Source organism: Microcoleus sp. D2_18a_B4 (genome assembly GCF_036702475.1).
Classification (GTDB): domain Bacteria; phylum Cyanobacteriota; class Cyanobacteriia; order Cyanobacteriales; family Microcoleaceae; genus Microcoleus.
The window spans coordinates 20,931-42,408 of record NZ_JAUBTL010000003.1; the positions used below are offsets into that span (position 1 = coordinate 20,931).

The 21,478-nt window shown below is 46.9% G+C and carries 18 protein-coding genes; 12 read left to right on the plus strand and 6 right to left on the minus strand.

What is annotated here, in order from left to right; translation table 11 throughout:
* Positions 1–19: 19 nt before the first annotated feature.
* Both QUB04_RS02530 and QUB04_RS02535 read left to right on the plus strand, forming a co-directional pair.
* Positions 20–1,915: an ATP-binding protein gene (locus tag QUB04_RS02530; RefSeq protein WP_333280579.1), complete on the plus strand. Its 1,896-nt coding sequence runs from the start codon at positions 20–22 to the stop codon at positions 1,913–1,915.
* Positions 1,916–2,866: 951 nt separating this feature from the next.
* The gene (locus tag QUB04_RS02535) at positions 2,867–3,676 is read left to right on the plus strand and encodes a GAF domain-containing protein (RefSeq protein WP_333280581.1); all 810 of its coding nucleotides are present in this window, start codon (positions 2,867–2,869) and stop codon (positions 3,674–3,676) included.
* Between the two features lie 307 nt (positions 3,677–3,983).
* On the opposite strand, the gene QUB04_RS02540 is transcribed toward QUB04_RS02535, so the two are convergent.
* Positions 3,984–5,522, minus strand: coding sequence for a PAS domain S-box protein (locus QUB04_RS02540; RefSeq protein ID WP_333280583.1), 1,539 nt, complete (start codon positions 5,520–5,522; stop codon positions 3,984–3,986).
* A 320-nt stretch (positions 5,523–5,842) separates the two neighbouring features.
* Here QUB04_RS02540 and QUB04_RS02545 point away from each other — a divergent pair, with 320 nt between their 5' ends.
* The 4 genes from QUB04_RS02545 to QUB04_RS02560 all read left to right on the plus strand — a co-directional run bounded on the left by QUB04_RS02545 (position 5,843) and on the right by QUB04_RS02560 (position 12,390).
* The gene (locus tag QUB04_RS02545) at positions 5,843–6,493 is read left to right on the plus strand and encodes a DUF3386 domain-containing protein (RefSeq protein WP_333280585.1); all 651 of its coding nucleotides are present in this window, start codon (positions 5,843–5,845) and stop codon (positions 6,491–6,493) included.
* 279 nt (positions 6,494–6,772) lie between these two features.
* Positions 6,773–7,009 (plus strand): NifU family protein, encoded by a 237-nt coding sequence (locus tag QUB04_RS02550; protein ID WP_006632519.1) that lies wholly within the window; start codon positions 6,773–6,775, stop codon positions 7,007–7,009.
* 192 nt (positions 7,010–7,201) lie between these two features.
* Complete coding sequence (locus tag QUB04_RS02555) at positions 7,202–9,448, plus strand: glycoside hydrolase (RefSeq protein ID WP_333280587.1); 2,247 nt, start codon at positions 7,202–7,204, stop codon at positions 9,446–9,448.
* A 374-nt stretch (positions 9,449–9,822) separates the two neighbouring features.
* Positions 9,823–12,390, plus strand: coding sequence for a PAS domain S-box protein (locus QUB04_RS02560; RefSeq protein WP_333280588.1), 2,568 nt, complete (start codon positions 9,823–9,825; stop codon positions 12,388–12,390).
* Between the two features lie 265 nt (positions 12,391–12,655).
* Here the strand turns inward: QUB04_RS02560 and QUB04_RS02565 are convergent, their stop codons facing one another.
* Complete coding sequence (locus QUB04_RS02565; protein ID WP_333142462.1) at positions 12,656–13,981, minus strand: transposase; 1,326 nt, start codon at positions 13,979–13,981, stop codon at positions 12,656–12,658.
* Positions 13,982–14,285: 304 nt separating this feature from the next.
* Between QUB04_RS02565 and QUB04_RS02570 the strand changes: the two genes are divergently transcribed.
* The 3 genes from QUB04_RS02570 to QUB04_RS02580 all read left to right on the plus strand — a co-directional run bounded on the left by QUB04_RS02570 (position 14,286) and on the right by QUB04_RS02580 (position 15,690).
* Positions 14,286–14,678, plus strand: coding sequence for a response regulator (locus QUB04_RS02570; protein WP_333142461.1), 393 nt, complete (start codon positions 14,286–14,288; stop codon positions 14,676–14,678).
* A 471-nt stretch (positions 14,679–15,149) separates the two neighbouring features.
* Positions 15,150–15,368, plus strand: a complete 219-nt coding sequence (locus tag QUB04_RS02575; RefSeq protein WP_190655558.1) for a hypothetical protein — start codon at positions 15,150–15,152, stop codon at positions 15,366–15,368.
* A gap of 109 nt (positions 15,369–15,477) precedes the next feature.
* Entirely contained in the window at positions 15,478–15,690 is a 213-nt protein-coding gene (locus tag QUB04_RS02580; protein WP_333280590.1) for a hypothetical protein, read from the plus strand.
* Between the two features lie 196 nt (positions 15,691–15,886).
* Here QUB04_RS02580 and QUB04_RS02585 read toward each other — a convergent pair whose 3' ends face one another.
* The 3 genes from QUB04_RS02585 to QUB04_RS02595 all read right to left on the minus strand — a co-directional run bounded on the left by QUB04_RS02585 (position 15,887) and on the right by QUB04_RS02595 (position 17,091).
* A complete protein-coding gene (locus QUB04_RS02585) occupies positions 15,887–16,030 on the minus strand; it encodes a chlorophyll a/b-binding protein (protein WP_006632525.1) in 144 nt (47 codons plus the stop codon).
* Between the two features lie 372 nt (positions 16,031–16,402).
* Positions 16,403–16,657, minus strand: a complete 255-nt coding sequence (locus QUB04_RS02590) for a hypothetical protein (RefSeq protein ID WP_015176458.1) — start codon at positions 16,655–16,657, stop codon at positions 16,403–16,405.
* Between the two features lie 74 nt (positions 16,658–16,731).
* Positions 16,732–17,091: a hypothetical protein gene (locus QUB04_RS02595; RefSeq protein ID WP_333280592.1), complete on the minus strand. Its 360-nt coding sequence runs from the start codon at positions 17,089–17,091 to the stop codon at positions 16,732–16,734.
* A gap of 505 nt (positions 17,092–17,596) precedes the next feature.
* On the opposite strand from QUB04_RS02595, the gene QUB04_RS02600 reads away from it, so the two are divergent.
* The 3 genes from QUB04_RS02600 to QUB04_RS02610 all read left to right on the plus strand — a co-directional run bounded on the left by QUB04_RS02600 (position 17,597) and on the right by QUB04_RS02610 (position 19,836).
* Positions 17,597–18,262: an NYN domain-containing protein gene (locus tag QUB04_RS02600; RefSeq protein WP_333280594.1), complete on the plus strand. Its 666-nt coding sequence runs from the start codon at positions 17,597–17,599 to the stop codon at positions 18,260–18,262.
* Between the two features lie 212 nt (positions 18,263–18,474).
* Positions 18,475–19,188: a ribonuclease III gene (gene rnc / locus QUB04_RS02605; RefSeq protein WP_333280595.1), complete on the plus strand. Its 714-nt coding sequence runs from the start codon at positions 18,475–18,477 to the stop codon at positions 19,186–19,188.
* A 219-nt stretch (positions 19,189–19,407) separates the two neighbouring features.
* A complete protein-coding gene (locus QUB04_RS02610) occupies positions 19,408–19,836 on the plus strand; it encodes a DUF1824 family protein (protein WP_333280597.1) in 429 nt (142 codons plus the stop codon).
* A gap of 147 nt (positions 19,837–19,983) precedes the next feature.
* On the opposite strand, the gene glgA is transcribed toward QUB04_RS02610, so the two are convergent.
* Positions 19,984–21,411: a glycogen synthase GlgA gene (gene glgA / locus QUB04_RS02615; RefSeq protein ID WP_333280599.1), complete on the minus strand. Its 1,428-nt coding sequence runs from the start codon at positions 21,409–21,411 to the stop codon at positions 19,984–19,986.
* Between the last annotated feature and the right edge of the window lie 67 nt (positions 21,412–21,478).

Below are 21,478 nucleotides of genomic sequence, written 5' to 3' on the forward strand. Positions count from 1 at the left end.
ACTTTCATCCCCTACTCTGATGGACTCTAACACAGATTTTCGGCGATCGAGCCTCGCCTCTACAGTTTTTTTTCAAGAGTTAGGGGCAGAATTAGTATTTACCCAAGACGCCTCTGGTCGATATCTATCTTTTTACTGGCAAAAAGCCGAGCAGTATAACCTTACAGCAGAACAAATTGTCGATCGCCCCCTCAGCGAAACCCTGCAACCCATCCCCCCTGCGCCTTATCTCGATATCCTGCGGCGGGCGCTCGAAACCCTCGTGCCGCAACGCTTCAGCTATCCATTTTGCCACGGCGGACAATATTTTCTCTTCGATTTGACACTCACTCCGGCGATCGACTCAAACGGCAAAGCTACAAAAGTCTTAGTTATGGGAAGGCTGCTGTCTGACAAACCCACAGACAGACGGCCAGACTCCCCAGAATTCATGCTCTATCGAGCTTTGCCCTCCCCCTTGGACGCCCGCCAACAAATGTCCCTTCCAGCGAGCCGTATCCCCGGTCGATCGCTCCCTCCCTACTCGGAAATCGACCGTAAAATTATCTCCCAAATCGCTCAAAACCTGCACAAAACCCTCGATTTAGACACAATTTGGCAACAAACTGTTAACAGCTTGGGTCAAGTTTTGAACGCGAGTCGCTGCATCATCTGTTCCTACAAAAAAGACAGCGAAAATCTCGAAACCTCCTCCTTCCTTGCCTCCGAAAATCAGCAAAATTCGACTGCAGCAGGGGAATTACACCAGTCAATAGCTAGCGATCCCTCGCTCCCGCTTTCCCCTGCTCAAATCGAAAATCTCCAATCGAAAACTTTTAAAGTAGTAGCTGAGTACCGCCAAGAAGCTTACTCTTCTATGCTGGGATTAGAACTGCGCGCAGCCGAACAGCCGGGGTGGATTCAAACTTTAGCCACCTTAAAACCAGTAGCAGTGGATTACGCCTCCCCCGCCACCGATCCCTTCTACCGCCATTCCGTGCTCGTAGCAGCTACCTCCTATGAAGACCAACCCAATGCACTGATATGTTTGCACCGCTGCGGCAATTCTCCGAAATGGAGTCCTGTCGAACTCGAATTCGCCCGCGAGTTAGTCGCTCAAGTCGGCAGTGCGATCGCCCACGCTACACTTTACCAAGAACTAGAACAGGCCCGCGCCGAAGCCGTGGCTCTTTCCCAACTTAAAAGTCAATTTCTTGCTAATACTTCTCACGAACTCCGCACCCCCCTCAACGGCATCCTCGGCTTCCTAAAACTGCTTATGGACGGCATGGCAGATGACCCCGAAGAAGCGCACCAATTTATCGAAGAAGCTTACCGCTCAGCAGTACATTTGTTCAATGTGATTAACGATATTTTGGATGTCGCTAAAATCGAAGCTGGCAAAATGGAGTTAGACCTCGCTCCCGTCAAACTCGGTGAACTTTTGCAACAAGTTGAGGATTTTACACGGGTTCAAGTCGAGCAAAAGCGATTGCAATTTCAAATCCAAAAACCCCCTGTGGAGGACGAGATTATTTTGTATGGCAACTACCAACGCCTGCTTCAAGTAATCTTGAACCTCACGGGCAATGCAATTAAATTTACCGGGGAAGGGGGAATTCGCATCAGTGCCGAGGTTATTAAGAAAAAGGTGACTGTTCACAACCAGCAGTTCCCCGGAATGGTAAAAATTAGAGTCGCTGATACTGGCATTGGCGTTTCTCTCGACAAGCAAGATAAATTATTTGAGTCCTTTTTTCAGGTGGACGGCGATCGTACCAGGCAATACGGCGGCACCGGTTTGGGATTGGCTATTTCTCAAAAACTGGTAGAAGCAATGGGCGGTACAGTAAATTTTTACAGTATGGGGGAAGGACTCGGATCGACTGTTACTTTTACTGTGCCGCTTTATCAAGAACCACTATTTAAAAATTAATCATATCGATTCCGGTGCAACCGGAATCATTGTTGACTGTTGGCCGAAAGCATCCAGGATACAAGCCCCCGGATTCATTCCTTCGCAGACTCAGTACCCAGAAATAAAAAACGTGTATTCGATGAAACTTGCCCCCCGAACTTCTCCGTGGGGTCAATGCTTCAATTCTTTAATCTAAAATCTAAAATCTAAAATCTAAAATCGATTGACTGTTGACTGTAGAAGGATGTGTCAAAAAAATGAAAATTGCGCGAATTATTTGTGGGCATCTTGATTCGACTTTACGCCCGACGATGAAGCGCGGATTTGATATCATTCCGACGCAGCCGGAATTGATATTACCAATTACCAATTACCCAACTGTACCTTACTAACTTAAAAATTCCTATATTCCTGTATCCGTGGGTTCAGTTGGGTGAATAAAAGTCATCGATAATTGGTAATTATCCTACAAACACAGTTCGATCGCCCAGCAGCGTATCAATTTTGACTTTTATCCGTCGCCAAGCTCCCTGCTTGGGAGTTTTGGGTTCATATTGATCACCCACGCTACTTCTGATCCCCACCCAGAATTGGCATAAATCAAATCCGGGGGATACGGATAACAGCTCATCTTTAATCTGTCGGCTGGCAGCTCACACCTCCTAGTAAACCCCCACAAAGCGCCAACTTTACAATAACTTAATGCCTACTTTTAGCACTGATTCAGCTTCCTAATCCCCTACTGTCAAGGATTTTTAAGAAAACAGGATGCTCTCCCTTCTATGTGAAAATCATAAAGATCTTGTAAAGACACCGCAAATACTTAGTAATGTTTGACGGTCTGTGGCAATATTTAAGTAGAATTACGTAATTCATAAGTCGGACAGCGGCAGGCTGGCAAATTCAGTAACTCCCTGCTCTGTTGCCGGAGTGGTAAACTTTTGCCAGTCTAGTAGAAAAGGGGTTGCTATGAATCAGCAAATATCAGCTCAATCGCAAAAACTTTTACTCCAAATTGGCAGAAATATTCGTCGAACCTTGGATCTCGATACCATCTGGCAGCAAACAGTTAACAGTCTGGGAGAAACACTAGGCGTCAGCCGCTGCATCATTTGTCCCTATGAAAGTTCTAGCCTGCAAGTCAAAGTAGCTGCTGAATACTGCCAAGAACCATTTTTACCCATGCTGGGAATGGAAATCTCGCTCACAGCAGCACCTCATTTCCTTCAAGCTCTAGCCACCCTCGAACCGGTCGTAGTAGACTCCTTTGCAGCCAATGACCCTTTTGGGCCACAGTCGCTGCTAGTGGTGGCTACCGCTTACCAAGAGCAACCTAACGGCATAATTAGCTTGCATCAGTGCAAAGGTCGATCGTCGAGAAAGGGTAAGACCGATCAACCTTGGACTCAATGCCAGATCGAATTCGCACAAGAACTTGCCGAGCAAGTAGGAAGTGCGATCGCCCTGGCCACCCTCTACCAAGATCGCAGCAAGCGAGTACAAGGACTATCCCAGCTCAAAAAGCAATTTTTGTTGAAGGCGTCCCACGAGCTCCGCACTCCCCTAAATCACATCATCGGCTATCTACAACTAACCATAGACGACCAAGCTGACGATCCCATAGAGGAGAGAGATTTTATCCAAGAAGCTCACCGTTCGGCTATCCACCTTTCTCAGGTAATTTCCAATATCTTAGATTACATTGAGTTAAGTGAAGCTTGCCAAACTCACGCAGAGTTAGCCACTCTCAGGAACAAGGAAAAATCGGAACCTCAGTAAACCTTCTAGTGGCGTATTTAACAAGTATAATATTTATCGTACCCACAAGTTTTACCCCTGAAAAAGCTGACACTTTATCGATAGATTCCCTCACTAACTTCGGTAGCTAGTTCATCAATTTTTTTTAGGGAATTATAGTTTTACACAGTACAGCATAGCAACTACTACACGTAGTAGCCCGGTGTATTTATCATATTATGTCCGATCGAACGACTCCCATTAAATAGGTTATTGGATCGGAAAGGATATTGCAAGCATAAGATTGCACTTTCGCACTTTTAATGCTTTTGACTTGTGCTTGATAGAATTACTGACTGCCTTTTTTTTTCGGAGTTTTTGGAGGGCTGACATAGCGTGCCCAAAAAGGTTCCTCCATATCTTTCATAGCTGCTAGTTTTTGGCGCTCTTCCTCTATGCGCTTGCGTTCGGAAAGATCAGAAAATATGTTGATACTGCCGACAGTCTGGCCGCCCGCATCTCGCACACGTGCGGCCCACAGCCAAACATCGATCGAACTACCGTCTTTTTTCAACAAAGATATTTCCAAACCGTTTTGCGGTTTGCCATTAGACGCAGACTTTAGCAGCGCGTAAAAATCTTGCTTTTGGCCTTCAGGAATATTCGGTAAAGGTTTCCCTAAAACCTCAGCCGCAGTCCAGCCAAAAAGTTGTTCGGCGGCGCGGTTCCAAACAACGGTATTGCCGTCATTGCTGGTACAGTTAATCGCCAGCGGCGCCGATGCTATCTGGGCTTGCAAAACTTGGTTAACGAGTTGCAGTTTCAATTCTACTTGCTTGCGATCGGTAATTTCCTGACAAGCGCCCCACAAACGGACAACCCGTTCAGCAGTTTTGTCCCACACCACTTGCCAGTAGTCCCGCACCCAGCGCACTTCGCCTTTTTGATTAATAATGCGATACTCATTAGCTCCAGTGCGACTGAAAGTACAGCCTTCTAATTGGTTAATTAACATTTCCCTGTCGTCGGGATGAACGAGTTCGGAGTTCCACCAACCAAACGATTCTAATTCTTCAGGAACGATCCCAGTGCAGCGCTCAAAAGCTTCTGTAGCCCACTCGCAGGCGAACTTGCCGTCGGGCAGTCCCTTAAAAGAATAGGCAAAATCCGAAGTAATTTGCGACATAACTCTGTAGTGAAGTTCCGACTCTCGGACTGCGATTTCGGCTTGCTTTCGTTCCCCTATTTCCCGCGAATTAATTATAATTCCCTGCACGCTAGAATCGTAAAGCAAACTGTTACCTATCGACTCCATGTAGATCCAAGAACCGTCAGCGTGGCGTTTGCGATATTCGATTGCCCCCCCAATTCCGGGAGATTCTAACAACTTACCAAAATACGTCTGCCAAGCCAGCAAATCGTCTGGATGAATTAACTCGCCATGAAATTTGCCAATTCTTTCTTCTGGGTTGTAACCCAAAAGCCGCTGTAGAGACCCGCTGTGGTATCGAACTCGCCCGTCCGAGCCAACAATGCTAATTAGATCGGGAGAATTACGCAGCATAGCTTGCAGTTTGGCTTCACTTTTAGTTAATGCTTGAGTGTCCCTGCGATGCTGGCTGATTTGTTTTTCCAACTGCTCCCGTAGCTGTCTGATTTGCCCTACTTGCTGGGCTACAGTGCGTTCTAATAGGCGATTATTTTTTTCAACTTCAACCAGCTTTGCCGCGTTATTTGTTGCGCTTTCAAACAAGCGGCTGCCTGCCATTTCCTGTAAAGAATTTGATAGATTTTCCAGATTTTTTGTTAAAATTGCCTGTTGCGGCTGTGGCAATTCCTTAGCTTGTTCCTGCAATATCTTTAAGTGTTGGTAGACAGTTTCTAGCATTTTATTAAGGGGGGAATCTAATAGTTGCCTGCGGGTGCAACCCCTAAAAAGCGGACACAAGTTTTTTCAACATAACCCATAACTAAGACTGGTGTCTGGCTTGCAACCAATCGCGCTCTCAATAACCAGGCATTTTGGGACTTCATTTTCAAATCATAGCAACCGATAGAGAAAGTAAATTCTTGTTGCACCCTAATTGCCAGCCCCGCCGCACCCCCAAGAAGTGCTCGCCAGGAGTGCGGGTAACTCCCCTATCCAGTGAATGTGGGGCTTCTCGCGGTTAAGCTAAACTAGATGGGTGTCAAGAGAAAGAGGGATTTATGACAGAGCAAGCCAACGCTCGCGATTTGTTTCGCGCTGCTTACGAACACCGCTATACCTGGGATGCCAATTTTCCCGGTTACAGTGCCGATATTGAACTCAAACAGGGCGACGAAGTATATACGGGTCATGTTTGGATCAAACCCGACATGAGCGTGGAAGTCACGGGCATTGAAGACGAGGAAGTGCAGCAAAGCGTCTACACCCAAATGCGCGATATTGTCACCCACCGCAAACGCTCGACATTTGAAAAATCTCACGGCAAAAATAGCTTCACCCTGGGCGAGAAGGACAGCACAGACGCTGTGGACATCTTGGTGCAAGGCGACTCAATGGGCTCGAATTATAAAATCCGAGGTCTCTCAATTTGTCAAGTCAGCCGGGTGATGGGCCGCATGGCTTTCGTAATTGACACGCACAAAAGCTTAGAGACACCCGAAGGTTCTTTGGCCACCCACTACGATGCCGTTTTCCGCAACCCCCAAACAGACGAAATCATCAAAGAACTGGAATTTGAAGATACCTTTGACAAGATAGGCGACTATTATGTCATGACCAAGCAAGTAGTTCGAGCCAAAGAAAAAGGTCAACTGACAACAACCGAGTTCAACTACTCCAACGTCAAACTGCTAGAACCAGCAGTAGTGTAGCGGCCTCAAAAACCCGATTTCTTAAATAAAACGGGTTTTTTTGGATAACGTATCAGAATCAACTTGATTTGGCGGCAAGTAACGCTACGATCGAACCAGAGAGCGAATTGAAATCGAGCATCAGCGTGACAGAAACCGGGTTTCCTGTAGCCAGCTCACCTGAGCGTGCAACTCTTTTGTCAAGAAACCCGGTTTCTTAAATCTCGCGCGGTTGAGAATGCTGCCCTTGAGTCAAATCGAACTTTCATCAACTGCAAGAAATCATCACAGAGGCGAAATATGACACTAGCACTAACCAGAGATAACGTCGAAACAGTTCTCGATGAAATGCGCCCCTACCTGATATCCGACGGTGGCAACGTCGAACTCGTAGAAATTGACGGCCCAGTGGTACACCTGAGACTGCAAGGAGCTTGTGGCTCTTGCCCGAGTTCCACAATGACTCTGAGAATGGGCATTGAACGTCGCCTGCGCGAGGCTATCCCAGAAATTGCCGAAGTCGAACAGGTAATGTAATTAGTCAGTTGGCAATTGGCAGTTGGCAGTTGACTGTTGACTGTTGACTGTTGACTGTTGACTGTTGACTGTTGACTGTTGCCAATTACCAAATTTAATTGCCAATTACCAATTACCAAATTTAATTACCAATTACCAATTACCAATTACCAATTACCAAATTCAATTACCAATTACCAATTACTAAATTCAATGTCTCACCCCCTTTATGTAGCCTTCATTTGGCACCAACACCAACCGCTCTACAAATCCAGAGTATCAGCTAGCACAGCAGCAGCCCAGTACCGACTGCCTTGGGTGCGCTTGCACGGAGTCAAAGACTACTTGGATTTAGTGCTAATGCTGGCCAAATATCCCAACCTGCATCAAACCGTAAACCTGGTTCCCTCCTTGATTTTGCAGATAGAAGACTGCATCGCAGACAGAGCATTAGACCCTTACTTGGCGGTGACATTAAAGCCAGCAGAAACTTTAAATATCGAAGAACAAGAGTTCATTTTAGAACACTTCTTTGACGCCAATTACCACACCCTGATTCAGCCGCATCCCCGCTACGCTCAACTCTACACTCAGCGGCAGGAAAAAGGCATTCAGTGGTGTTTGGCAAACTGGAAATTGCAGGATTTTAGCGACTTGCTGGCCTGGCACAATTTAGCTTGGATTGACCCGCTGTTTTGGGATGACCCGGAGATTGCAGGGTGGCTCAAACAAGGACAAAATTTTAGTTTGGTAGACAGAAAAAACATCTACTCAAAACAAAAAGAAATCCTCGCTCGCATCATTCCCCAGCACCGTAAAATGCAAGCTGAGGGACAGTTGGAAGTCTCCACAACCCCCTACACGCACCCGATTTTACCGCTGCTTGCCGACACCAATGGCGGCCGCATAGCTATTCCCAATATGACGCTGCCACAACACCGGTTTCAGTGGGAAGAAGATATTCCCCGACACCTGAGAAAATCCTGGGAAATGTATCAAGACCGGTTTGATTGCCAACCGCGCGGTTTGTGGCCGTCGGAACAAGCAGTCAGCCCGGAAATTTTGCCCTACATTGCCAAACAAGGCTTTAAATGGATAGTCTCGGACGAAGCAGTATTGGGGTGGACAATTAAACACTTTTTCAACCGCGACGCGACAGGGAATGTCTACGAACCAGAATTGTTATATCGCCCTTACCGTTTAGAAACTCCTGACGGCGATTTAGCCATAGTATTTAGAGACCACAGATTGTCCGACTTGATCGGGTTTACCTACGGTTCGATGGAACCGGAAAAAGCAGCATCAGATTTAGTGGGACACTTAGAAGCGATCGGCAGAACTCTCAAAAACCGACAGTCCGACGGCCAAACAGCTTTAGAAAATCCCTGGTTAGTGACGATCGCCCTAGACGGCGAAAATTGCTGGGAATTCTATCCCCAAGACGGCAAACCGTTCTTAGAATCCCTCTATCAAACTCTCAGCGATAATCCAGATATCAAATTAGTCACAGTCTCAGAATTTCTCGACAAATTCCCAGCAACCGAAACAATTCCCGCAGCTCAACTGCACACCGGTTCCTGGGTGGACGGTTCTCTGACAACTTGGATCGGCGATCCCGCGAAAAATCGCGCTTGGGACATATTAGGGCCCGCCAGACAAATGCTGGCAAACCATCCAGAGGCCACAGAAGAAAGCAACCCTGAAGCTTGGGAAGCGCTTTATGCGGCCGAAGGTTCCGACTGGTTCTGGTGGTTTGGCGAGGGTCACACGTCGAACCAAGATGCCATGTTCGACCAGCTATTTCGCGAACACGTAGCGGCGATTTACGACGCTCTTGGCGAACCCGTACCCCCGGAAGTGCGACGGCAAGTAGAGGTACACGAGGTTCAAGGCGACCACGAGCCGCTGAGCTTTATTCACCCGGTAATTGACGGTATCGGCAACGAACAGGATTGGGACAAAGCCGGTCGGATTGAAGTTGGGGGAGCAAGGGGTACGATGCACCGGAGTTCGGCAATTCAGCGGCTTTGGTACGGGGTTGACCACTTGAATTTTTACATTCGCGCCGACTTCAAGGTAGGGGTGCGGCCGGGAATTGATTGCCCTCCAGAGTTAAATTTGTTCTGGTTTTATCCCGATCGCACGATGAAAAACAGTCTGATTCCGCTGTCGGGTTTGCCCGACGAAGCACCGCTAAACTACCGATTCCACCATCAGTTAGAGATTAATTTGCTGACGAAATCGATTGCGTTTCACGAAGCAGGAGAGGGCGATGAGTGGCAGCCCCGCCTCAGCCGGGCCCAAGTGGGATTGGATAAATGTTTGGAGGTAGCAGTGCCCTGGGCGGATTTGCAGATTATGCCCGACTGGCAGATGAGGCTGATTGCAGTTTTATCGGAAGGGCAGCGTTACTCTACCTGTATGCCGGACGATGCTTTTATTCCGATCGGAATGCCGTAAAAAGTCATTAGTGATCAGTCATTAGTCATTAAGCTGTAGGGGCGGGTTGCACCAGCAAAATAGAACTGACAACCCAAATAAATATAAACCCGCCCCCGCCAACAGTCATTCAACAGTCATTAGTCAATACTCATTTTTTGAACGAACAAACAATTCAATAATTATCCAATTTTATTGAATTGGGGCTTCAACTCTGGCTGCCTAATACCTTTATCATTCGGATCGCATCCGGTCGATCTAGCGCTAGAGAATATGTTTGTAATGAGGGCTTCAGTTCTCATAAAAAAGAAGACTAAAGTCATGAATACAAACCTTATTATAATAGTTAATTTGCCGACCATCATATCATTAGTCATGGGGAAATCAACAAACTAATGAGCCGCATTTTACTCTTGGTCGATCGCCACCAACAACTTAATTTGCCGATCGCCCACCTCAACACCGAGCATGAGGTGATCGTACTCGATCGCGCTTTAGAACCCAACTCCGAATTCCCCATTCCCCAACTCGCTTTTGACTTGTGCATTCTCGACGAGGCAAATTTCGATCGCATCGGGCCGCTGGTAGAATCATTAAAAGCTGCCGCCGAGCCGATATTTTTACCGTTTTTGCTTCTGAGTAAATCCCAAACGCCTGCTCTTTCTGAGCAGGCATTTTCGCTGCAGGCAAAACAACTCGAAGGCAGAATAGACGATTGGATAGTAACTCCCGCCGAACCCGCCCAACTGCACTTGCGGGTAGAGAATTTGTTGGCGCGCAGGTGGCAGTCGCTAGAACTCCACAGACTTCAGGAAATAATTAAAGAACAGACTTTTACAGAAAGTTTGTTAAAGGACTCGCTGCAAACGGCAAACGAAAACCTGCAACGGGAAATCGCCAAGCGGGCCGAGGTAGAAGCTGCAGCGCGAGAAAACTCCTATCTCGACTCGCTGATGAATGCCATGCCAGATATTGTCTGCTTCAAAGATGGCGAGGGCAGGTGGCAGGAGGCAAATCGAGCGATATTGGAAGTGTTCGAGCTAGAAAAAATAGACTACCGCGGCCTTAAAGATTTTCAGCTAGGAGAACTCAGCAGTTTTTACCGCGAGGCGCTACAGGCGTGCGAGGTCAGCGATCGAGAAGCGTGGGCAAAAGGTAAGCTTTCTAGGGGGGAAGAAATGATTCCCCGATCGGACGGTACTGTGAAAATCTACGACGTGATTAAAGTACCCGTATTTCACCCCGACGGCAGACGCAAAAGTATCGTGATTTTGGGCCGCGACATCACGGAATACAAGCAAACTAGAGACGAACTCGTGCGCTTGGCGTCGATTGTCGAGTCTTCCGACGACGGCATCGTCGGCAAAACCCTCACCGGGACAATTCAGAGCTGGAACGCAGGAGCAGAGAAGATTTACGGCTACTGTGCGGCGGAAATCAAGGGGCAGTCGATCGAGATTTTAGCCATACCCGAACGCCCCAAGGAAATGCCTCAAATATTGGAAAATATTAGGGCTGGAGCCACCATCGACCATTACGAAACCGTGCACTTGCGGAAAGATGGCCAACAGATAGATGTGTCCCTGACGATTTCTCCGATTAAAGACGCGACTGGAGCGGTAACGGGCGTTTCGACAATCTCTCGCGACATCAGCGACAGCAAGCGAGTGGAAAAAGCCTTTGAACAACTCCGCCACCAAACAGAAATGATTTTGTTCTCCGCAGGAGAAGGAATTTGCGGGTTGAACAAACAGGGAAAAGTAACTTTTGTCAATCCTGCGGCGGTGAGAATGGCTGGGTGCGAATCGAAGCAATTGATCGATCGACCACTCTATGAAAGCTTACACCGTTCACAGCAAGAATGCTCGAGGGCGATCAAGCAACTGTCACCTGCAACAGACATCAATTCAGGCTCTGAACTGGTCCCACACTGCGCCGCACCGCAGGCGGGCAAACTGCTACCGAAGCGGGTAAGTTCTCAAATTTTAGCCACCTTGGAAGACGGAGAGGCGCGGCGCGTCACCGATGAGATTTTTTGGCGGCGAGACGGCAGCAGTTTTCCGGTTGAGTACGTTGTCGCTCCGATGCGAGAACAAGGCGAAATTATTGGAGCTGTGGTGACTTTTAAAGATATCACGGAGCGGCTTGCCGTCGAGCGCATGAAAGATGAATTCATCTCTGTTGTCAGCCACGAACTGCGGACGCCGATGACCTCGATTCACGGCGCCCTCGGCCTCCTCAACAGCGGCCTGCTGGACGCTTACCCCCAGAAAGCTAAGCGGATGCTGGAGATTGCTGTCACTAACACTGACCGTTTGGTGCGCTTGGTCAACGACATCCTAGATTTAGAGCGGATGGAGTCGAGTTACAGCACTGCCATCAAACAAACTTGCAATGTGGCTGACCTGATGTTGCAGGCGGCTGACGAGATGCAGGGAATGGCTCAGCAGGCGGGAGTTACTCTGTCGGTGAAGCCTGTGGGGGCGCAATTGCAAGCTGTTCCCGATCGGCTAATTCAAGCCTTGACAAATTTACTCAGTAATGCTATAAAATTTTCTCCCTCCGGCGCTACGGTTTGGCTGAGCGGGGAGTTGACCCACAATCCCGATTTGGCAGAAAAAGCAGCGCCCAAGTCGGTGTCGTCTCCGTCTTTGTTGTCTCCTGAGCCTGCAGCCGCGCCTCCGCATTTGCCAGTTCCGAGTTCGTGGTACATCGTGATTGCTGTGAAAGACCAAGGGCGGGGTATTCCGTCAGACAAACTGGAGATGGTCTTTGAACGCTTTCAACAAGTTGATGCTTCTGATTCTCGCCAGAAGGGAGGTACTGGTTTGGGGCTGGCTATTTGTCGCAGTATCGTGCAGCAGCACGGGGGGCGGATGTGGGTGGAGAGCGTTGTGGGGGAGGGCAGCACTTTTTTCTTAAGTCTGCCACTTCTGAGGGAGGGGCTGGCAAATGAAAGTTAATTTCTACCCAGGTGTACCCAACGTTACTGATTTTGTGCAGATTGTTCGATCGACTCATCGACAAACAATCTCAGCCTTTTCTGCTGTTTGGGGACTGCGGGCAAAAATCGCGATTTGAGGTGGAAAAGCGGCTGTTTTTGGGTGGGATATTTTACAGCAACCGCGCCAGACGGTTAGGATGTTCTTAGTTGAAACCCTGGCGCTCGATGGCAAGTTCGGTCTTCCTTGTTCCTTCTTCCTTCAACATCTGCTATACAGTTGTCAACTACCCAGCATCAAGCGGGATACCGCTATGATGTGGGCTTGTATCTGAACTCCACCGCAATTCCGAAAACCTTTGCAGGATTTGGGCTTTGGTTTCACCGCTCGATACATCAGGGGATGCTGACAAGCTCCCCGTGCTCATCCAGTCTTGCCGAACTAGCAACGCTCTCATTGCAATATTTCGCGCACCAACAAGATCTGCATGAAGCTCATGACTACAACATTCGCAACGGAATAATAGCCCTTTGTTTTGTCTATTAGCATCCGAAGTATGTCCACATTTAGGACAACTTTTCGATGTGTAATGAGCCGGAACTTTAGTTGCTAACGAATTATTTAGATTGGCTTTGTAGTCGATATACCCGTGCAATTCGGCATAAGACCATTTAGCTTTATTTCGATTAGCTCTACGTCTCTTTTTGCTTGCCTTCTTGCCCGATTTCGTCCTAGTCCTGTCCCGTATTCCGGTGAGGTTTTCTAGTCCAATTAGGGTGTTAGGTTTGGCAATATCCTTACTGATCTGGTGGTTTACATCAGCGATAAACCGTCTTTCTTTCCCAGACAAAGCGATTAGTCTTCGCTTCGCTGAACGAGTGTCTTTACGCTGAAGAGTCATCCGTGCTTTATGGTAGCGGTTAGCTTTATGTCTAGCATTCTTCCCTGAGTAGAATTTAGCCTTATTTTGCAAGTCTATTTCCACCGCTAAGTAGCGCATACCCACGTCAACACCAGAGACTCTAGTTATTTTCAGTGGGTCAATCTTAGGCGTTTCTACTTCGATACTTACCATCAGATAGTAGATCTTGGAGGAACGCTGATAGACAATTTTAGCCGCTCCAATCCTTGCACCATTAGCAATTAAATCTAAATGCTTATTGTAACCATCATACGAGACCACTATTCGACCTTGGAGAGTGATGATACTCACTTGCCTCTCGGCTTTAAAAGAGTAGTCACGTTGATAATTTAGGGTACAAGTTCGAGATATATATTTGGGGGCTTTGTCTAGCCCTTTATACCGTCTCTTAGTGTAGCCTTTAGCAATCGCATCGTTAGATTGTTTTACCTTAGTCCACAGAGTCTTATAGGTTCCAGACACTTGTCTGGGTACATTGCAAGCCATTTGCGCTCCCAGCCCAAATCGAACCCGCAATTCGTTGTAGACCGCTTTCTGTAACTTAGCACCATTGCTGGTTTTGCCTGCATCAAAAGCAACTTGTGAAGTGTAATTCAAGGCATCTCGGTAGGCTAAAGCAGTCTGAGACACCAAAGCTTTTTGCTCGGCAGTCAGTTTTAGTTTTAGCTTGGCGGTGATTACTTGGGACATTATTTTCACGAACTTTGGTATTATTGTATCTCGTGAAGATAGTAAAAACAAGGGGCAGGATCAGGAATCTGTTCGTTCTTCGACCACCCCTTCCCGTACAACATCTAAAGATTGTCGGTTTTGGTCAGGGGTGGATCTCTTCACTCACGCGCATTCCTCCCGACGCTCACCTTGATCGGTAGAGCGCGGGACTCCTGCTGTCTAGTTGAAAATTTACTGTAAATTCCGATCGGGTAAGATAATTTGCTTTATAAAATATTCACATTTCGCCTCTAATCTGTAATTAGTTCTCCTTGCTAAAAAAATGTTAATTTTGACTGCCAAGCGCATCTTGGTTATTGACGATGCGGAAGATATTCGGGAAGTAGCTCAAGTCAGTCTTGAACTGGTGGGGGGCTGGGAAGTCCTGACAGCGAGTTCGGGCCGCGAGGGTGTTGCTAAGGCTCTTGCCGAACAGCCTGATGCTATTCTATTGGACGTGATGATGCCCGACCAAGACGGGCCTACTACTTTTATACAGTTACAAGCTAATAAGGCTACGCAGCACATTCCGGTAATTTTATTAACGGCTAAGGCTCTGGCTGGGGACAGGCGGATGTTCGCGGATTTGGGGGTGGTGAGCGTGATTGCTAAGCCTTTTGAACCGATGTTTTTGGCGGCTCAGGTCGCTGAGGCTTTGGGCTGGGAGCAAAAATAGATCGATCGCCCGCATTAAATTATGCAGCTTTTCAAGCAGTAGTTTTGCAGGCAAAGAGAGTTAAAAAAACTTGGTTTCTTTGCTAGGGTTCCTTAGATAAAATCCGGTCGAGCGGACAGGATATATGTAGCGGCTTAGGCGCCGTGCCTTTCGTCCTGTCAGCTTAAGACTAAAAACCGCAGTCCGGCAGGCGTTTAGGCGTTTCAACCCTGCCGATCTTTGAGGTGAAATTGACACAAATAGATGATGCCTAAGTCCCTATTTCTAGTGCGTTCATTTAACCGGATTCGGGCTCAGCCATGATCTCAGTATTCCTACTGATTTATCGGGAAAATATAAGCTGGCAGGATTATTTTACTTTTTGTAACAACTCACTCGTCTTCATAAGTTCTTCAGGTTTTAGTTTTATGTTTAAGCAGAACGTCAGGGATCGCTCCTGACTGTTGACAGACACATTGGGAGAAGACGATTATGCCCTCAGCTTACATTTTGCTACTAATAGTTTCTCTGGCAGCAGTCTGGGTTTACTGGCAAACCTCTCAAGATATTTTTGTTCTTGTGGCTTGGGCAGGGCTGGGTTGTTTTATTTGGGGTTTCTCTTGGGCACCTTGGAGCGTTCAGCTTTTGATTGTGGTGTTACTCTTGGGCCTCCAAAAGTGCTACTTGCGCGACGCTCAAAGCTGTGAGTGAAAGAGATTTTTTATTTTGGTGCCTGCTGGAATTGAGATGTGCAGGCCTTCGTGAATCTCTCTAATAATTGGGTTATCGCTCCATATCTTCAAAAAAGGTTTAAAATATCATGAATAGTTGCCCTTGTTGCTCCTCTAAATTGCTCCGCCACGCTCGCCACAATCGCCTTTATTGGTTCTGCTCGCAGTGCTGGCAGGAAATGCCGGATCTGTCGGAGATGATTTTAGGTAAAAGTGGGGGAACTCACAAACGAGACGGTTTGGTGACACATCCGGCTTTGACTCCTAAACTGAGGATTTTGGATTCGGTAGGAATTGCTTAGTTTGCTGGAGTTACTCTCGCGATAAATAGGGAGACGGAAAAGATTTTTGATGGTATTATCTGTTGGATTTTTTTATATAAAATGCAAAAGCCCCCTTCCGTGTGAAGTGAAGGGGACTTATTCGCGGGGGGGCTTTTGCACTTGTGATGGGTCGATCGCCCGACTGAATTTCAGCTATTGTATGCAGTTAAGCTGATTACATCAAACCGATTTGAGAGAGAATGCCTTGACCGGTGAGGAATTCGGTAGCTAGGCCGATAACGAAGCCTAACATTGCCAAACGGCCGTTCCAGGTTTCAGCGAACTCAGTGAAGCCCAACTTTGCGTCTTTGTTTTCCATGACCAGAAACCTCGTTTAATTTCAACCTTCTGTAACTAAACTTAACACAGCAGTACCAAGTTTGCAACATATTTTTACATTTACTGTTCAAATGCCGGAGCTCAGCGGGATGGGCACACGGCCAGAGGGGCGATCGCATCGGAGGCGAGAAACCCGGTTTCTTCTTTTATTTTTCGTGACTCGTCGCAAAATCTCGTAGAAACCGGGTTTCTGAGGTCAGGGCGCGTGGGTCGAAGGATGTCAGAAAAATAATTTTTAGTTAATATAAAATAGCCAAAATCTAGTGACACTCCGCCTGGGGTGCCCCGGAAGAGCAAACCCTAATTGTTTCGCACACAGCATAATTCCGGGGCACCATGCAATCTGAATCTATTAGATGCGAAGGTATTTCACAAAAATACTCATCACCTCACCACTTTTAGCAGTTGGTAGCAGGGGACTCCAGACACCAACCTCAGCGTACCCGCGCGCGTGGAGTAGGTAAATTGTACTCCTGACAGCTTGGGGAGAACCTATCAGCAGATGTTTGAGGGGTTCTTTCTCAGGATTTGCTGCGTCGGGAGTTAGCAGGGACGCGGGAAGTTGAATGGCGTCGCTGCTGGAATTGGATAAAAAACTCTGTGTCACAGTGATTAAAGGCTTTTGCTAGTTGAGTGCTACATCCAAAAAATACAACACCCAGCCCGCTTGACACCACCAATTTAGTGTAAATATTCTCCTATCTTCTTAGATTTGTTTTTGATTCGTTCTAGTACCTCCTCCAAAAAATCTTCATTTTTGCCAGCAACCTCTATCATCTCTCGCAGCGTGTCAGCGTATGACAAGGTACGCTTGTGGTGGTCTGGCATTTTTTCAAAACCCGGCCCCCACCGCTTGACGGCATCAATATTAACGCCTAAAACCTTTACCAGAAGCAGGTTGCAACGCGCTTTGTAGCCTCTGGCTTTTTCTTCTTCTTGTGTGGCGTGGAACCACCGACGGCAAAAATCCCAAGCTTCCATTGACTCACTCAGCCAGCTAAACCATTTGTCGCGTCGCGACGTTCTGCAAGTTCGCAACATAGGGTAAAAATTACACTGTTTTAGGATTATGGTATCATCCCATTTGGTGTAAAATTTCCCCTAATAGACTATAGCTGAGAATTGATGCGACGATCGTGCGGAACGAAGTTCGCGATCGCACTTGGCAGCAGTCGATTGGGAAGGGCGATCGGCGAAGCATTTTAGCAAAATTAGTAATAAATACTCATTGCATTTAATTGTTATTAGTGCTTTCCTAGTAATAAGGCTGATTTTTCAGCATCCAAAAGCGCAAAGCTGTGGGATGTTGTTGCAGCCGCAGGAGTTCTGGTTACGACCGATCGAGTCGTCAACCGTGAGACTGGATGGACAGCTATATATTTTGTTAAAAAATGAGCTAAACCTTCAGATTTTTAATCCAATGTTTAGCTGTGTATCCATTCTCACGCTTGACCACTCGTTTAGTCGTAACCCGAACTCCTGCGGGTTCTGCAACTTTAGACCCACCCCCCCAGTAACACTTAAAAAAAGTTACTGGCGGAGAGAGTTGTTAGATTGGGGAATTTCCAAAACGGAAATCCTCTCTTCAATGCTTCTTGTGCGCCAGATGCGTGATTTAAACGCCGTCAAGCAAACTAACAAATCTGGATGTACTAAAATGACTCACACTCATCGAACCATCGGCCAACAAACCAGCAAGTCTCCGCGAGTTGCTATGCTTCTGGATGTTCAGAACGTCTCTTTAAAGCAAAAGCAAGCTGAATTACTGCTGGATTTTGCCACATCAAAAGGGCGTTTAAATTGGCTAAAACTTTACTACAACTCGCAGCACGACAATCAAGTTATTGCCAAAGAAAACCTAGAAAAGCTTGGTTTTAAAGGCATTGATGTCCCCGATTCAGGTAAAAATAGTGCCGACATAAAATTGGTGTTTGACTGTACTAAACTATTTGCAATTAAGCCTTGTCCTGAGATAATTATCCTAGTCCTAGGAGATAGGGACTTTGCAGGTTTAATTGCCCTTTTGATGGCTTCTGGTAAAACAGTCATCGTTTTTGCACGGCGCAAAAGTGCGAGCAAAAAACTGATTAAGCTGGTTGGTGAACATAACTTTCATTATGTAGACGAATTGTCTAGTTTGTGTGCAGGATTGAAACCGCAACTTAAAAATCCAAAACAGTTATCAATAGAAGCAGACCGATTATCTGCATAAAGTGGCACTGCCCGCCAGGGAATTAATTCCCTGGCGGACTGGTGGACTAAGGGCAAAAGCCCAAAATATCTGTTAAAATCAACCTCGCCGCAGATAGCAAAAATCCAGTTTATTTGATAAACTAGATTCTCCAAACCTACCGCTATTTGCGGCTCTTTCATGTCCACATAATAACACCCAACTCCACCAAGAATAACCATTACAAAACTCCCATGCCATTAACTAATCCAACACAAGAACTCCAAATTACCCTTCCCGAATTCCACAATGAAAAACTGCTGCGCCAAGCGCTCACCCATCGTTCCTACGTCAACGAAAACCCCACATTCCGCGAAGAAGACAACGAACGCTTAGAATTTCTCGGCGATGCTTTGCTGACTTTTCTCAGCGGCGAATATCTCTATCAGCGTCATCCAGAAATGGGAGAAGACCAACTGACTCGCCGGCGTTCTGCATTAGTAGATGAAAAACAATTAGCCAGATTTGCTACTGAAATAGGTTTAGACTTAAAAATGCGGCTCGGAAAAGGAGCTTATCGAGAAGGTGGGATTACTAATCCAAATTTGCTCAGCAGCACTTTTGAAGCATTTATTGGCGCCTACTATCTCGACACGCAAGACATGGACAAAGTTCGCAAGTTTGTTCAACAAATGTTTGATTCTGTTCCCGAAAATGTTGTGGAAACTCGATCGACTGTAGACTCGAAAAATCGCTTTCAAGAATGGGTACAGGCCAATGGTGACACGACTCCCCCCAAATACGTGACAGTCCAAGCAGGAGGTACACCCCACAAGCCGGAATTTCTCGCTAAAGTTTATGTTGCAGAGAAACTCTATGGAGAAGGTAAAGGCAAAAGCAAAAAAGATGCTGAGAAAAATGCGGCGGAAGATGCGCTAGCAAAGCTGAAAAAACGCGGACTGATCTAAACTTGAAAACGGGGGTAAAAACTACTAGCTTTTTTGTGCGCTTCCGGCGTTGGCGAAGTCCTCGAAGACGATCGCCCGAATTGATGGCCAGAGCACACAATCGGCTATAATCAGGACTTGTGCAAGTGTTACCGCCGTCGATCGAGGGTTGCAAGGGCAGAAATTCGTTGACGAGTACCCCAGTGTTGATCGTAATTTTGGGAAATATCAGAGCAATTCATGTCTACTCAAAACCCGACTACCCTAACTGTTGAAGAAGCACAGCAAATCCTCAAAGATTTCACTTGTCTGGATATGCAATCTGTAGGATCGCCGCTGGAAAAACAGGCACTCCGTCAAGCGATTTTGCTGGTAGCAAGTTTGTCGGATTATCAAATGTTGGGAGTGTGCGCTTCTTCGACGGATGAGGGGTTTTTAGCTTTAGAAGCTTATTTAAAAGCTTTGGGATATCAAGCTGTTTTAGATCCCAATGCTGTCTCGACCTTTGCTGGTTCGGTTTATATTAAGTTCAATACTTTGAAGGGGTCGTATTATGTTGACGGCTATCCCGGAACTTACCGGGGCGTTTTGGTGTCGTGCCAATCTTCCTCAGAAGGTGGAGTTAGTGGCACTTACGGTCATTTACCTCTCGATTTATTTGTTGATTAATCGGGAATTGGGCATAGGGCATAGGGCATAGGGCATTGGAACAAAAAACTAACAAAAAACAACAGCTAACAGCCAACAGTCAACTGTCAACAGTCAACAGTCAACAGTCAACAGTCAACTGTCAACTGTCAACTTACCGATTACCGATTAACCCTTACCAACGATCAATTCTGCCTCTGGTGCCGGTGCAGTTTCTTCGGGCGGCAGTCCCAAAATATCGCTGTACAAGTTGACGTATTTCCGGGCCGAAATATCCCAGCTAAAATCTTCTCTCATGCCACGCTGTTGCAGTTCTCTCCACTTATCTTTGTAGCGGAAACCTTCCCAAGTTCTGATCATGCAGGTGAACAAGTCTAGGGGCTCGTAGCGATCGAAACAGTAACCGGTACCGGTATTGTCGATCGGGTTGTTGTGGGAAACGGTATCGACTAAACCGCCGGTGCGACGAACCATTGGCACGCACCCGTAGCGGAGGGCGAGCATTTGGCTGATGCCGCAGGGCTCGAAACGGCTGGGCATCAGGAAGCTGTCGCAGCCTGCGTAAACGCGCCGGGAGAGGGCCTCGTTGTAAAGTAGTTGGGTGGACATCCTACCGGGATAGCGGGCTGTCATTTGCCAGAGTTGGGTTTCGTAGTAGCGATCGCCCGTTCCGAGTACAATAAATTGAGCGTCGGTATAGGCCATGAATAGATCGAGCATTTGAATTATCAAATCCAATCCCTTCTGTTCTACCAGCCTTGTCACCATCCCGATCAAAAAGGCATTTTTATTTACTTCCAAGCCGACTTCTTCTTGCAGCGCAATTTTATTAGCGGGGCGCTTTTCAATAGTATCAACACTAAATTGTTGATGGAGGTACTTGTCAGTTGCCGGGTTGTAAGATTCTGTATCAATTCCATTCAAAATGCCCGATACTTTACCGCCGAGGTAAGACAGCAAACCTTCCAAAGTTTCCCCATAAGCTGGGGTTTTGATTTGCTCGGCGTAAGTCGGTGAAACTGTATTTACGCGATCGGCAAACTGTACTGCGGCCGCCATTGTATTGTGACCTTGCATATACCAAGGACACCAAGTCATCTGTTCCAAACGCCAGCGCCACGGCCCTTGATAAGCTAAATTGTGAATAGTAAAAACTGTGCTGATATCAGGATCGTGGCTCATCCAAACAGGTATCATCCCCGTATGCCAGTCGTGACAGTGGATAATTTGGGGCTTCCAATGATTCCAGGCAAATTCAGCCGCAGCATTGGCAAAGAAAGTGAACCTCCAATCTTCATCTACACCGCCGTAAACGCGGCGCGGTAAGAAAGATGGATGTTGCAATAAGTATAAAGGTACATCGGTTCCCGGCAAAACAGTTTCAAACACCGAGAAGCTTTGGAACATGGCAGATCCATCCCAAACAGGTTTTTTGGGAACGTCCATTTTGTCGGGGACGAAACCGTAGTAGGGCATGAAGATGCGGACATCGTGGCCCATGCGCCGCAGAAATTTCGGCAAAGCGCCGACGACATCGCCCATACCGCCCACTTTGGCGAGGGGTGATGCTTCGGCGGATACAAATAAAATACGCATTATTTTTTTGTGTTCCTTGAGATTGTTAGTCTAGAGTGAAATACCTAGCACTGACCTTCGGTCAGCG